Origin of the sequence: Aliivibrio sifiae, assembly GCF_002954715.1 — a bacterium.
GTDB classification, from domain to species: domain Bacteria; phylum Pseudomonadota; class Gammaproteobacteria; order Enterobacterales; family Vibrionaceae; genus Aliivibrio; species Aliivibrio sifiae.
In genome coordinates this window covers 918,040-931,259 of sequence record NZ_MSCP01000001.1, presented here as the reverse complement: position 1 = coordinate 931,259, position 13,220 = coordinate 918,040, and the positions used below count along the sequence as shown (strand labels likewise).

Below are 13,220 nucleotides of genomic sequence, written 5' to 3'. Positions count from 1 at the left end.
TATATTATTCAGCGTCATGGCAATCAAACCAATTGATCGTTTCTTCATTTCGGGTCGCACTCATCGACAGACCACAATGATATTGCATATTTTTAAGTGCATTCTTCTGAAGGCTCTCATCAATATTACCGTGCTCAGCTATCATAAAATCATGGTTTTTTAATCGTTGATTTAAGCCAATCTCACCTTCCAATGATTGCAAGGTACCAAGCTCAACAAAAAGTCGATTTGAAAAATCAGTATCGTATTCATTTGCTTTCATATTAATAAACACACTCTCTAATTCAGAAAATTCATCGAGAGGTATAAAGCCAAGATCATCAGTTATTCGTTCGTATGTTTTTCCATCAGCTTCAAGTATGTAATCCATGTTGGCATAACGCTGATCAAATTGATCTCTTAATATAATACCTAGTCTTCCACTATTATTGGTTAACCTAATTACTGCGGTTTTATTATTTTGTTGGTTTAAGTAACCTTGACTTGGTGCGCTTAAAGCATCACTCAACTTATTTTTATTAAGCGATGAGAACTCTTGTAGATCTATAGCTACAATATTATTTTGATTATCAAATGACTGATTCACTGAGTAACTTTTTAATTCATCTGCTGATATTAATGTTTTGTATGAATCATAATCAGTTTCGATATTTTTAATTACATTCCACGGGAGAGCAGCCCTGCTATATAAAAGAGCCACCCCTTTATCTGCTGTTTGAGCTTCTCCTGCGATTTTATAAGGCAACCAAAGGTGTGGAAGCGGATAACCTTCAGCTTTCCTTAAATTTTTATTTACATGCTCTTCAGGTAGATTACGGTAATATTCGAGATCGATATCACTGAAGGTACTATTTTTATCTACAAAGACTTCTCGCCACAACCTCTGTTTCCAAAAAATATAAATATAGCCTTTTATTACATCTGCTAATTGTTTCTTTTCTTTCTTTTCAGAGACATATATCAAGGGTCTCACTGGCACTAATACATTATCCCACTCTCCCATTTCTATTTCTTTTTTCACTGGGCTGATGCCTTCACCCAATAAAAAATTAAACTCTTTAGCGGAGTGCGTTTTAGGGATCGTTAAATAGAGAGATCTTGGTGTTGTATCTAAATCAGAGAATTCAACAAGGCTTCGATGAGTAAGCTTACTGTCTTTTTGTATCTTCTTGGTTTTCTCATTTAAGCCTTTTAGCTTAGATATTGAAATAGACGCAGCATTGTTAGGCCATTGGCCTGCAAATTCTACCACTATTTTATTATCTGCTCGTTTCTCTATTGCCATAACAGGTATGGTTGATTGGACTTCTTGGTGTCTTAGTGTTGGCCTTGTTTTTATTCGTGAATAACTCGTTGGATTTTGAACGCGATCAATTCGTTGCTGCAAACCTGACATAACAGGCAAGTGTAACTGTTCAACACTTCTATTTTGAGGAGAAAGAGATAAAGCCACCCATTCTCCCTTTTCTATTAATCGCCTTAAGTTACGTGTCAAACCATGTATATCTTGCGCATTACTTATACTTCTATTCTTCTGAAGTTTTTCAGGTAAAGAACGACGAAAGGAAACAAGAGTAGATGTATTTCTTACCAATACGATAAATTCATTGGGTGTTAAAAGATACGGAATATCTTTTTTAGTAAGCGAGTAACCTGGAAGCAGGCGATAACGACAGAGCATGGTATTCCCTACATACAAACACGAAATTAATACAGTTGAAATTGTTATATAGATATAAGCTAGAGGTGGTCAAACTCAATAGTTAACTTCTAGGTCGGCTTCTCTTGTTTTTGTAAATGGGATATTTCATAGTTACATGCCTTCTTGTCTAGACCTTTTATCTTTACTTTTCTACCTCCCTATAGCTACACTGTTGCCGTCTTTTTATTGTTAATAATTTTATATTTATGGTTCGTTCGATTCTGCTTATTATTACTCTGCTTTTTAGTTTAGCTATTCATGCCGATTCTTTAGAAGAAAAAGCAGAATTAGGTGATGCACGCGCACAACTAAAACTCGCCATGGAGTATGAATCAGGAACTAATCGACCAATTAATATTGATCATGCTATTCAGTGGTTTAAACAAGCTGCTATGCAAGATAATACGACAGCACAGTTCAATTTAGGTCAGATATATAAGAATGGGTATGGTGTAGCTCAAGACAGTAAACAAGCCATCTATTGGTTTACTCGTGCAGCAACACAAAATAACCCTCCTTCTCAATTCTATCTTGGTGAGATTTATGAGTACGGCTTATCTGGAAAAGTTGATTTATATAATGCGTCACTGTGGTATCAAATTGCGTCTCATAATGGTCACGGTGAAGCGATGCTTGGTTATAAACGAGTATTGAAGTCGTTAGCCGAAGAACAACAGAAACCGAAGCAAGCTCAAGACACACAAGAAATCGCTCCTCAGAGTGAAACAGTCCAACCAACACTTAGTGAACCAACAGCTGAGCCAAAAACAATTATTATCACTCAGATGGAAAAACCAACGGCATTAATCACTTTTGGTAGTTATTTACTGATCGCTATTATGATAGTTATTTTGATTTTTTTATTATTGCGATTAAAAAAAGCAATGAACCAAAATAAAGAAAATTCACCATTGCACTCTAATTTTGCCAAGTCGTTACAAAACGAAAAACTCAAGCAACTGCAAGATACAAACGAGAAATTAAAGATCAGAGCCGATGCTCAAGAAGTCACGATAAAGCGCTTAAACATTGAATTAGATACAACAAAAAAAGCATCTTTTAGCGCTCCTATTTTCACCCCATATCAATTATTAGGAGTTACAACGCAAAGTAATACTTCAGATATTAAAAAACAATATCGTAAACTTGCTCAGCTCCATCATCCTGACCATGGAACCGATGGTGTGATGTTAACTGAGATAAATAAGGCTTATAGCCAAATAAAACTGTAAAAGGTCTCAAAGCTGGCTGAATATCTTTACAATCTAGAAGGACACTATAAAATCACTGCCTTTAAAATATGTTATGAAAATGTAATAAAAATAACTTAACATATAAAAATTAAAGCATTAATTGCCTTGGTATTATAAGTAGAGAAAGTCATATGTTTAATCTAGAAGGTCACTGCGACTGGTGTAAAAAACCAGCAATGGTATTGCAACATCAGTACTGTGATGGAGCAAAATACTACGCTTGTCAGAATTGTAACGATTATGCCAAAATCGATATTAGAGAATACGATTTAGCTGAGATGGAACACATAAACCAAAAGTAGCCATTCCATCAATCGTACAAAATAACTGATAAAAAAATGCCGATGACTACAATCATCGGCATTTTTATTTTATTAGCAAACCACATGAATACAGTTTGATAAAGTAATAACTAAGACTCTTTTGCCATTACTTTGTAGATCAGAGCACCAATGATAGCACCTACAATTGGAGCAACCCAGAATAACCAAAGCTGAGAAACGGCCCAATCACCAACGTATAAAGCAACAGCTGTACTACGTGCAGGGTTCACTGAAGTGTTAGTGACAGGAATGCTGATTAAATGGATCAATGTTAAACATAGACCAATTGCAATCGGAGCAAAACCCGCTGGAGCACGGCTATCTGTTGCACCCATGATGACAATAAGGAACATTGCAGTCATTACAACTTCTGTAATTAATGCAGCAGTCATTGTATAACCGCCAGGAGAATGTTCACCGAAGCCGTTTGAGGCAAAACCACCCGCTAAATCAAAGCCAGCTTGACCACTTGCGATTAGATATAAAATACCACCCGCTGCAATCCCGCCTAAAACTTGTGAAATAATGTAAGGAACGAGATCTTTTACATCAAAGCGTCCACCAACCCAAAGGCCGATAGATACTGCTGGGTTAAGGTGACAACCTGAGATATGTCCAATCGCAAATGCCATTGTTAATACTGTTAGACCAAATGCAAGCGCTACTCCGACAAAGCCTATGCCTAAGTCAGGGAAACCTGCTGCTAATACTGCACTACCACAACCGCCCAGCACTAGCCAAAACGTACCGACAAATTCCGCCATGTATTTATTCATAATTATTCCTATATAGTTATTATCACTTGATTTCACTAAAAATTTTCATCTCGAACCAAGTTCTTGTTCAAATGAAATATAGGTTATGATTAACAAAATGGACACTTTTATATTTCAATTTATTTCCAACTCTTATTTTTAAGACATCATTCCAAGAGCTGTAACACCTATTTATACTAATAATTCCAATATGTTGAATGAATTAGACACAATACGCCATAACTCAACATAAGATCCGCTTTCTACTATAGTGAGATAATTACAGGATTAATTTTTCTTCAGCTTACTCTTTCTAATGCCTTGCGATTATGTGATAGATCTCTGATAATTAATACATTGCTATTAATTGGACACACTTATGCCGCAGGATAATGCACCAAGTTTCTTCTTCTTTGATTACGAAACATGGGGAACTAGCCCTTCACTCGATCGCCCATGCCAATTTGCGGGTGTCCGTACCGATGAAGATTTCAATATTATTGGCGAGCCATTAGTCATTTATTGTCGTCCACCTATTGATTATTTGCCTTCTCCTGAAGCCTGTTTAATTACAGGTATCACACCACAAACTGCAGTAAATAAAGGTTTGTCTGAACCAGAGTTCATTACTCAAATTCATAATGAATTATCAAAACCAAATACCTGCTCGCTAGGTTATAACAACATTCGTTTTGATGATGAAGTCTCTCGCTACACCTTATATCGTAACTTCTTTGAACCGTATGGTTGGAGCTGGCAAAACGGCAACTCTCGTTGGGATTTATTGGATGTGATGCGTGCAGTTTACGCACTTCGTCCAGAAGGCATTCAATGGCCAAAAGACGAAGAAGGCAAACCAAGCTTTAGATTAGAAAAACTCTCTCAAGCAAATGGCATTGAACATGAAAATGCCCACGATGCAATGGCTGATGTTATTGCTACGATTGAGTTAGCTAAAGTGGTTAAAAAAGCACAACCTAAAATGTTTAACTATCTGCTTTCTATGCGCCATAAAAAGAAAGCGGCAACGTTAATCGACATCGTTGAAATGACCCCACTAATGCATGTTTCTGGTATGTTTGGCGTAGACAGAGGTAACATCAGTTGGATTGTGCCTGTTGCTTGGCACCCAACCAATAACAATGCCGTTATTACGATTGATTTAGCATTAGACCCTAGTGTATTTCTAGAATTAGATGCAGAGCAATTACATCAACGTATGTATACCAAGCGTGCAGATCTGGCTCCTGACGAATTACCTGTTCCGGTAAAATTAGTGCATTTAAATAAGTGTCCTATCCTTGCTCCTGCAAAAACATTAACCGCAGAAAATGCTGAAAACCTAAATGTAGACAGAGCCGCCTGTTTAAAAAATCTTAAAGTGATCCGTGATAACCCTGAGATCAGACAAAAACTGATTGCGCTGTACAGCATTGAACCTAGTTATGAGAAATCAACCAATGTAGATACCCTTCTATATGATGGCTTCTTCTCTCATGCTGATAAAACGGCGATTGATATGATCCGTCAGTCAACCCCAGAGCAATTAATCGACTTTGAACCAAATGTCAGCGACCCACGAATTAAACCATTATTGTTCCGTTATCGTGCGCGTAATTTTCCTCACACGCTTAATGAATCAGAACAACTGAAGTGGCAATCACATTTACAAGATTACTTCCAAACTCATTTACCTGAATATGAATCAAGTTTTGAAAATCTCTACCTTGAATCTGAAGGCAATGAGAAAAAAACTGCGATTCTTCGCGCCGTTTATAATTACGTACAACAGTTAATATCATGATTAAATATATATATTCTTTCGCTTGGATTTTTGCTTCATTGTTTGCTGGTAACAGCCTTCAATCGTGGCTGAACATTTCTGTTCCCGGTAGTATTCTTGGAATGCTAATTCTATTTGCTGCAATGGTCATTGGCGTATGTAAACCAGATTGGACTGCAACTGGCTGTCAATTTTTCATGCGTAATATGCTGATCTTATTTATCCCAATTTCAGTAGGTTTAATGACGCATTTTGATTTATTACTTACTAATGCAATTCCTATTATTGTCAGCACTGCGGGTGGCTCACTATTAGTATTAGTTTGCCTATCATTATTTATCGATCGTCTTGATAGAGGTAATAAATAATGTGGGTTATTTTAACGGTTGTTGTTTTTTACTCGGCGCGTTGGTTTGCAAAACGCTTCCCTCACCCAATCAATAATCCATTGTTATTAAGTGTCTTTATTGTCATCCCAATTTTGATGGTATTAAAAGTACCTTATGAAACTTACTACGCAGATAATGCATTTTTAAGTTATTTACTGCAGCCAGCTGTCGTTGCATTAGCTTATCCATTGTATGAACAATTACCTCATATACGCGCTAACTGGAAGATTATCTTATTGGCTTGTAGTGTTGGTTCTCTATTCTCTATGCTGTCTGGCGCATTCTTAGCGGTGTGGATGGGAGCAGATATGCAACTCGTTGCGAGTATTCTACCAAAGTCTGTGACAACGCCTATTGCAATGGCAATTTCATCACAACTTGAAGGTGAAGCCGCAATTGCAGCTATTTTGGTATTACTGGCAGGATTAATGGGAGCGATTTGTGCATACCCTATTTACAATATGCTAGGAATAAAAAGTTCATTAGCTCGTGGCTTAACTATGGGTAATGTCTCTCATGCGTTAGGTACAGCACAAGCTGCTGAAGTGAACCCTCAAGATGCCGCTTTTAGCTCATTAGCCCTCGTTATTTGCGGCATTATTACCTCGTTAGTGGCCCCAATTATTTATTCGTTAATGCTATTGATGAAGTGAGCGCTGGGTAAAAGAACACCAAATACGCTGTGACCTCTCTCTCAATGATGTAATTAATGTAAAATTGCATCATTGAGTGTGAGTTTGATCTATGTTTCGTTTCGAATTCCCTCTAAAATGATCCCATAATATTTAAAAAGGATCATATAGATGACCACCCTACATAAAGACTCTCTGCAACAACGCTTAGAAGAAAGTATGAAAACACTTCCTTCTGCACTGCAATCTGCGATTGCCCCTTTAATTAACGAGCAATTCACTGGTGTTATTGCCAAAGAACAATTTCTATCTTTACTTTCTCAAAGTGAATTAAGTGATAAAGAATTAAGATTAGCGCTTCTTCCTTTAGCCGCGGCATTTTCTGTAGCCCCTATTTCAAATTTCTATGTAGGTGCAATCGCTCGTGGCGTTTCTGGTGATTTATACTTTGGCGCGAATATGGAATTCAGTAACGTTCAGCTAGGTCAAACGATTCATGCCGAACAATCTGCAATTAGTCACGCTTGGATCCATGGTGAAACTGGCATTTTAGACATCACGATTAATTTCAGCCCTTGTGGCCACTGTCGTCAATTTATGAATGAATTAACGACCGCAGATAGCTTAATGGTTCAACTTCCCGAACGTGATGAAAAATCACTACAAGAGTATTTGCCAGAATCTTTCGGCCCTAAAGATCTAGGCATTGAAGGAGGATTGCTTGCTAAGGTGTCTCATAAGCTGACTTTTGAATCTAACTCTCCTTTGCTAATTACAGCATTTGAAGCAGCAAACCGCAGTCACGCACCTTATTCTAAGAACTTTAGTGGTGTGGCATTAGAAATGAACAACGGTAATATTTACTCTGGTATGTATGCAGAAAATGCGGCATTCAACCCTAGTTTACCCCCGCTACAAGTGGCTCTAGTGCACGCAAATATGTCTCGTGAAGCATTATCTGAAATCAAAAAAGCGGCGTTGATTGAAGATCATAAAGGGGCAATTAGTCATTTAGCAATTACAACATGTACGCTAAAAGATCTAAGCCCTAATATGGTATTAGAGTACGTTTCTTTGTAATGAAGAATAAATAGAGGAGGTAATCCCTCCTCTATTTTTTAATTTAAGGTTTACCTATCGAGTTCAATAGCTCTATTGATTACTCTTCCAACGAATAGCGGCATCAATAAGCTGTCTATCCATTCCTTTTTGGCCAATTAATGAAATTCCCCACGGTGAATTATTTACTGAGAACCACGGAAGATGTAATTGTGGCAAATCAGCTAAACTCGCCAATGACGTATATTTCAATATTTGAGTATTAAGCTTATATAACTGCTCACCTGATGCTGTTCTTGGCGGTGCAGTATTCGCAGTTGTTGGCATTAATATTAAGGTCTTTTCATCTAAAATCGATTCTAAAACCGATTGGACCAATTCTCTTTGCTCTAAGGCGATACGCTCATCTTTATATTTTAATGAAGCAAGCCACTTCATTTGCATCTTAATTTCATCATTAACCACAGAATTATTCTTTTCAATCCAAGGTTCGATATTGCGTAATCCTCTGGTAGCAGAAATTACTTTAAAGCTTTCAGCAGCCTTTGTGGTAATGATCTTACTGATCGCTTTACTGCGAACCACTTTGTAAGGAGATGAAGCGATCAATTTTTCTAATTTTTCTTTTGCTTCGTCTGGAACATCAAGAAATAAGCTATCCAATACAACGATACGCTCAATCATCACTAGCGGTGACATTGGTGTTAATGTTGCTGCAACCTTTCTTATGTCTGATAAATTGTTTGCAACCCACCCAAGCGACGTATCTTCTTTTGCAATGCTATAAATACCATTCATATTAACGCCACAAGTCGAGGATTTAAACCCATACAAACCAGCATATAACGCAGGGATCCGAACGCCGCCATTTAAATCAGTACCCAAACCAATATCAGCAAACCCATTTGCAACAGCCGCCACAGCACCACAAGAAGAACCACCTATAAATCGTCCTTCACTGTTTGGATTTAAAATAGCTTCGTAATGAGCATTATTACCGTGCAGGCCAAAACCAAACTCATCCATCTGAGTTTTTCCGACAAATATCGCCCCTTTCTTTAATATTAGATCGACAACTGGTGCATTCGCTTTCGCTGCTTTTTGTTGTGATAACCACGTAGGGTTACCTAATCCATTTGGAGTATCTTTTATATCAATACAATCACTTACAACAAACTTCTTATTTTCTAAAAGACCATAAAACGCCCATTGCTGTGTCTCTCCTGAATGAGGAACGCAGGTGGTTTGATCATCCATAATTTAGTACTACTACTTAATTCAAAAAAAATAGCATACCAGTCGTGACATTGAATACAATTCAACACATTCACCCTACCTATAATTCAGTCAGTAGTGTGATCTATATTCCAGCTTTATAAACAACTTAAAAGAATAAAACCAAAAGCAAACGTTTGCGTATCTACTAATTTTTAGTATGATACGGCCATATTTCACTACTACATGAGAATTTATTATGTTTGGCACTGCTCTATCTTCTTCTGCAACAAAAGTATTATTACTTGGTTCTGGCGAACTGGGTAAAGAAGTGGCGATTGAATGTCAACGTCTTGGCTTAGAAGTCATTGCAGTTGACCGTTACTTAAATGCCCCTGCAATGCAAGTGGCTCATCGTAGTTATGCCATTGATATGTTAGACGCTGATGCACTAGAAGAAATCATCAAAAAAGAGCAACCAGATTATGTGGTGCCTGAAATTGAAGCCATTGCGACCGATAAGTTAGTTGAGTTAGAGAAACAAGGCCTCAATGTCGTCCCAACGGCTAATGCAACAAAACTAACCATGAACCGCGAAGGCATTCGTCGTTTAGCCGCTGAAGAATTAAAACTTCCGACGTCTCCTTACCGTTTTGTAGATACTTATGATGAGTTGGTTGAAGCCGTTAAGTTTGTTGGTATGCCTTGTGTCATCAAACCAGTGATGAGCTCATCTGGAAAAGGACAAAGTGTGATAAAAACCGAGACTGATATCAGAACATCATGGGATTACGCTCAAGACGGTGGCCGTACTGGTGCAGGACGCGTCATTGTTGAAGGATTTGTTGATTTTGATTATGAGATTTCGTTATTAACGGTTCGTGCGGTTGATGGGGTTCATTTCTGTGCTCCAATTGGTCACAGACAAGAAGATGGCGATTATCGTGAATCTTGGCAACCACAAATAATGACCGAAGCCGCATTAAAACAAGCTCAACAAGCCGCTGAAAAAGTGGTGAATGCGCTCGGAGGATACGGCCTATTTGGTGTAGAGCTGTTCATTAAAGGAAATGATATTTACTTTAATGAAGTATCTCCTCGCCCACATGATACTGGTTTAGTTACTCTAATTTCACAAGAAATGTCCGAGTTTGCTTTGCATGTACGCGCTTTTACGGGAATGCCGATTAATAGCATAATGCAATATGGTCCTTCTGCTTCTTCTGTTATTTTAGGTCAAGGGGCATCAACAAATATCCGTTTTGATGGCTTAACAAACGCACTAAGCCAACCACAAACTCAAGTGAAATTATTTGGAAAACCAGAGATCGATGGACGCCGCCGCTTAGGGGTTGCGATTACTCGTCGTGATAATTTGGAAACGGCAATTGAAGATGCAATCTCTGCATCAAACAAAATCAATATTACATACTAATAGCCTACAATCGATTCATCAGAATGGTATATGAATACCGTTCTGATGTCTTTTTTACCACTTTTCATCTGATTTCATTCTTTAATCAATAATTTTTAGCTTTTTCGTTATCTAACCGTTGCAAACTTACAAGGTTAACGGGTATAAATAACTAAATTGCTCGTAAACTTCTTTATTTTAATCTCACCATGGATGATGACTATGTTTGAAAAAATCTCTGCTGCACCAGCTGACCCAATTTTAGGTCTTACTGATGAATTTAAAAATGACCCTCGTGCTGAAAAAATCAACCTTGGTGTTGGTATTTATAAGAACGAAGCGGGTCAAACACCTGTATTAAAAACGGTAAAAAAAGCAGAAGCAGTATTGCTTGATACTGAAAAAACAAAGTCATACTTAACCATCCAAGGTACAGCAGAATACGGCCTAGCCGTTCAAAAACTGTTATTTGGTAACGATGCTGAAGTAATTACAGAAAAACGTGCTCAAACAGCTCAAGCTCCTGGTGGTACTGGTGCATTACGTGTTGCAGGTGAATTCATTAAGCGTCAACTTGGTGATGTAAAAATCTGGATTAGTAACCCAACGTGGGCAAACCACATTGGTGTATTTACTGCTGCGGGCATTGAGACGGCACAATACAGCTATTATAACGCTGAAACTAAATCGAAAGACTTCACTGCAATGCTAACAGACTTACAGCAAGCAACTGAAGGCGATGTTGTTCTGCTTCACGGTTGCTGCCATAACCCAACAGGTATCGACCCAACAGCTGAAGAGTGGGAAGAGCTAGCTAAACTGTGTTCGAATAAAGGCTTACTGCCTCTATTTGACTTTGCATACCAAGGGTTTGCTAAAGGCGTAGAAGAAGATGCTTCTGGTCTTCGTACTTTTGCAAAATACTGCCCAGAATTACTAGTAGCAAGTTCATTCTCCAAAAACTTCGGTTTATACAATGAACGTGTTGGTGCTTTCACTCTAGTAGCAAAAGACCCAATCGTTGCTTCTGATGCTTTCTCTCAAGTTAAAGCGATCATTCGTTCTATCTACTCTAACCCACCAGCGCACGGTGCTGCTGTCGTTACATATATCTTAAATGATGATACGTTACGTGCGGAATGGGAACAAGAAGTTGCAGAGATGCGTGACCGTATCCAAGAAATGCGAACTCTATTCGTTACTACATTAAAAGAACAAGGTGTTGCTGCTGATTTTAGTTTCATTGAAGGTCAAAACGGTATGTTCTCTTTCTCTGGTCTTTCTAAAGAACAAGTAAACCGTCTTAAAGATGAATTTGCTATCTACATTGTCGGATCAGGCCGTATCAGTGTCGCAGGCATGACAAAAGATAACATGCTTCCTTTATGTAAAGGAATTTCAGCGGTTCTTTAATTCTCTGCTAACGATATAAATCAATAAAGGCGCTTAAATTAAGCGCCTTTATTATTTCAATAATACATTTATTGCTGCTGTTTTTTTGCTTGGATGACAATGTTTCGAGGCGTATCTTCCTTTAAACAAAACTCACCAATACGAACGTCATAATTCGCTTCTTCCATCAATAAAGCACGATCTAAACATAGCCACACTTCTAATGGCCTTTTAAATAAATGCTGAATTAAATCGCATTTTTCCATAGAAATAAAAGCCAACTCCCCTTTATTGAACCAATACTCATAATCCACACTCTCAGGTAGCATGAGTTCTTTTTTCTCTGCAGCCCAATGACAAAAAGCTTCAAATCCATCACTTAATAATGATTTTTTAATACTTGGAATAGAAAGGTACGCCTCATTCTCACTCAATGATTGTTGTAACGCCTTAAAGCCCAAACGAAAACACATCTCTAACTCACGGTGATGTTGAGTTCGTAACCCTGCGACTACTGTTTCTTGTAAAGGCAAACGCAGATCATCTTTCGATAATTCTAAGGCTGATTTTTGTGATAATAAAGATAGACCCAAATAATTTTTTGACTGCGTTAGATGAAAACAACAAGGAGAAATAGTAATCGCATCAATATTATTTGAAATACCTTTCGTCAATAAATTTATATGTAGATCACCACAAGCATGCAAAGCTATTGCGTGCTGCTTCTCTTGTATCAGCTCATCGCTTTGCGAAGAAAGTGCATCGCCTTGTATAAACATCATGCTTAATTGATGGTTATTCGCATAGGTTTGACCACTATCACATAAGGACTGTTGCCACTCCAATGTAGTAACCGGTTTTCCGGTCGTTGCCGCTAATACTCGACCTAAATATCCTTTACCGCCACACCACTCTAACCATCCATTTTCTGGTTTATAAAACTCAGCCCCTAATGCACTTAATTTAGTAATTTGTTGCCATTTCCGTCCGTTAATACCGGAGTCTAATCCTTTAGGGAACCCAGGTACAGATGCTGTCAACTCTGGTAATTGAGTTAAAGAATAGAGTTCTAGTAATTGTGGAATATAGGCAGAAAGTTTAATGGCGAGTTCTTCAGGGTTTAATTTTAAACGCTGAACTTCTTGAAGTGATAATCCATCAAGCCAATGACTTAACTCAGTATGGATTTCACGCCATGGATAATCTGAACTGTGAAACGCAGAAAATTGCCAAAAAAAGACCGTCTGAGCTAACAAACGGTCTATGTTTAAGAATTGCTGAGAATGCATGAAAATGGTCCTGA

The 13,220-nt window shown here is 37.9% G+C and carries 11 protein-coding genes; 7 read left to right on the top strand and 4 right to left on the bottom strand.

Translation table 11 applies throughout. The annotated features are described in order from the left end of the window. Positions 1-4: 4 nt before the first annotated feature. A complete protein-coding gene (locus tag BTO23_RS04070) occupies positions 5-1,453 on the bottom strand; it encodes a hypothetical protein (protein WP_105063000.1) in 1,449 nt (482 codons plus the stop codon). 455 nt (positions 1,454-1,908) lie between these two features. On the opposite strand from BTO23_RS04070, the gene BTO23_RS04065 reads away from it, so the two are divergent. Continuing rightward, on the top strand, positions 1,909-2,934 hold the full coding sequence (locus BTO23_RS04065) for a DnaJ domain-containing protein (protein ID WP_105062999.1): 1,026 nt from the start codon (positions 1,909-1,911) through the stop codon (positions 2,932-2,934). A gap of 433 nt (positions 2,935-3,367) precedes the next feature. On the opposite strand, the gene aqpZ is transcribed toward BTO23_RS04065, so the two are convergent. Then, on the bottom strand, positions 3,368-4,054 hold the full coding sequence (aqpZ, locus tag BTO23_RS04055; RefSeq protein WP_060991183.1) for an aquaporin Z: 687 nt from the start codon (positions 4,052-4,054) through the stop codon (positions 3,368-3,370). A gap of 358 nt (positions 4,055-4,412) precedes the next feature. Here aqpZ and sbcB point away from each other — a divergent pair, with 358 nt between their 5' ends. The 4 genes from sbcB to cdd all read left to right on the top strand — a co-directional run bounded on the left by sbcB (position 4,413) and on the right by cdd (position 7,917). Continuing rightward, positions 4,413-5,837 carry an exodeoxyribonuclease I gene (sbcB, locus tag BTO23_RS04050; RefSeq protein WP_060991184.1) on the top strand — a complete coding sequence of 475 codons (1,425 nt, stop codon included), beginning with the start codon at positions 4,413-4,415 and terminating at the stop codon, positions 5,835-5,837. Next, on the top strand, positions 5,834-6,184 hold the full coding sequence (locus BTO23_RS04045; RefSeq protein ID WP_060991185.1) for a CidA/LrgA family protein: 351 nt from the start codon (positions 5,834-5,836) through the stop codon (positions 6,182-6,184). Before sbcB ends, BTO23_RS04045 begins: the two co-directional genes overlap by 4 nt. Continuing rightward, positions 6,184-6,858: a CidB/LrgB family autolysis modulator gene (locus BTO23_RS04040; RefSeq protein WP_060991186.1), complete on the top strand. Its 675-nt coding sequence runs from the start codon at positions 6,184-6,186 to the stop codon at positions 6,856-6,858. Before BTO23_RS04045 ends, BTO23_RS04040 begins: the two co-directional genes overlap by 1 nt. Before the next feature lie 150 nt (positions 6,859-7,008). Continuing rightward, on the top strand, positions 7,009-7,917 hold the full coding sequence (gene cdd, locus BTO23_RS04035) for a cytidine deaminase (RefSeq protein WP_060991187.1): 909 nt from the start codon (positions 7,009-7,011) through the stop codon (positions 7,915-7,917). Between the two features lie 72 nt (positions 7,918-7,989). Here the strand turns inward: cdd and BTO23_RS04030 are convergent, their stop codons facing one another. Then, positions 7,990-9,153 carry an amidase family protein gene (locus tag BTO23_RS04030; RefSeq protein ID WP_061002650.1) on the bottom strand — a complete coding sequence of 388 codons (1,164 nt, stop codon included), beginning with the start codon at positions 9,151-9,153 and terminating at the stop codon, positions 7,990-7,992. Positions 9,154-9,370: 217 nt separating this feature from the next. Here BTO23_RS04030 and purT point away from each other — a divergent pair, with 217 nt between their 5' ends. Beyond that, a complete protein-coding gene (gene purT, locus BTO23_RS04025; protein WP_105062997.1) occupies positions 9,371-10,546 on the top strand; it encodes a formate-dependent phosphoribosylglycinamide formyltransferase in 1,176 nt (391 codons plus the stop codon). 201 nt (positions 10,547-10,747) lie between these two features. Next, positions 10,748-11,938, top strand: coding sequence for an amino acid aminotransferase (locus tag BTO23_RS04020; RefSeq protein ID WP_105062996.1), 1,191 nt, complete (start codon positions 10,748-10,750; stop codon positions 11,936-11,938). A gap of 68 nt (positions 11,939-12,006) precedes the next feature. Here the strand turns inward: BTO23_RS04020 and BTO23_RS04015 are convergent, their stop codons facing one another. Beyond that, positions 12,007-13,206 (bottom strand): methyltransferase, encoded by a 1,200-nt coding sequence (locus BTO23_RS04015; RefSeq protein WP_105062995.1) that lies wholly within the window; start codon positions 13,204-13,206, stop codon positions 12,007-12,009. Between the last annotated feature and the right edge of the window lie 14 nt (positions 13,207-13,220).

Coding starts and splice junctions, on each gene's coding strand:
- BTO23_RS04065 (WP_105062999.1), top strand. CDS start 1,909: ATGGTTCGTTCGATTCTGCTTATTATTACTCTGCTTTTTAGTTTAGCT.
- aqpZ (WP_060991183.1), bottom strand. CDS start 4,054: ATGAATAAATACATGGCGGAATTTGTCGGTACGTTTTGGCTAGTGCTG.
- sbcB (WP_060991184.1), top strand. CDS start 4,413: ATGCCGCAGGATAATGCACCAAGTTTCTTCTTCTTTGATTACGAAACA.
- BTO23_RS04045 (WP_060991185.1), top strand. CDS start 5,834: ATGATTAAATATATATATTCTTTCGCTTGGATTTTTGCTTCATTGTTT.
- BTO23_RS04040 (WP_060991186.1), top strand. CDS start 6,184: ATGTGGGTTATTTTAACGGTTGTTGTTTTTTACTCGGCGCGTTGGTTT.
- cdd (WP_060991187.1), top strand. CDS start 7,009: ATGACCACCCTACATAAAGACTCTCTGCAACAACGCTTAGAAGAAAGT.
- BTO23_RS04030 (WP_061002650.1), bottom strand. CDS start 9,153: ATGGATGATCAAACCACCTGCGTTCCTCATTCAGGAGAGACACAGCAA.
- purT (WP_105062997.1), top strand. CDS start 9,371: ATGTTTGGCACTGCTCTATCTTCTTCTGCAACAAAAGTATTATTACTT.
- BTO23_RS04020 (WP_105062996.1), top strand. CDS start 10,748: ATGTTTGAAAAAATCTCTGCTGCACCAGCTGACCCAATTTTAGGTCTT.
- BTO23_RS04015 (WP_105062995.1), bottom strand. CDS start 13,206: ATGCATTCTCAGCAATTCTTAAACATAGACCGTTTGTTAGCTCAGACG.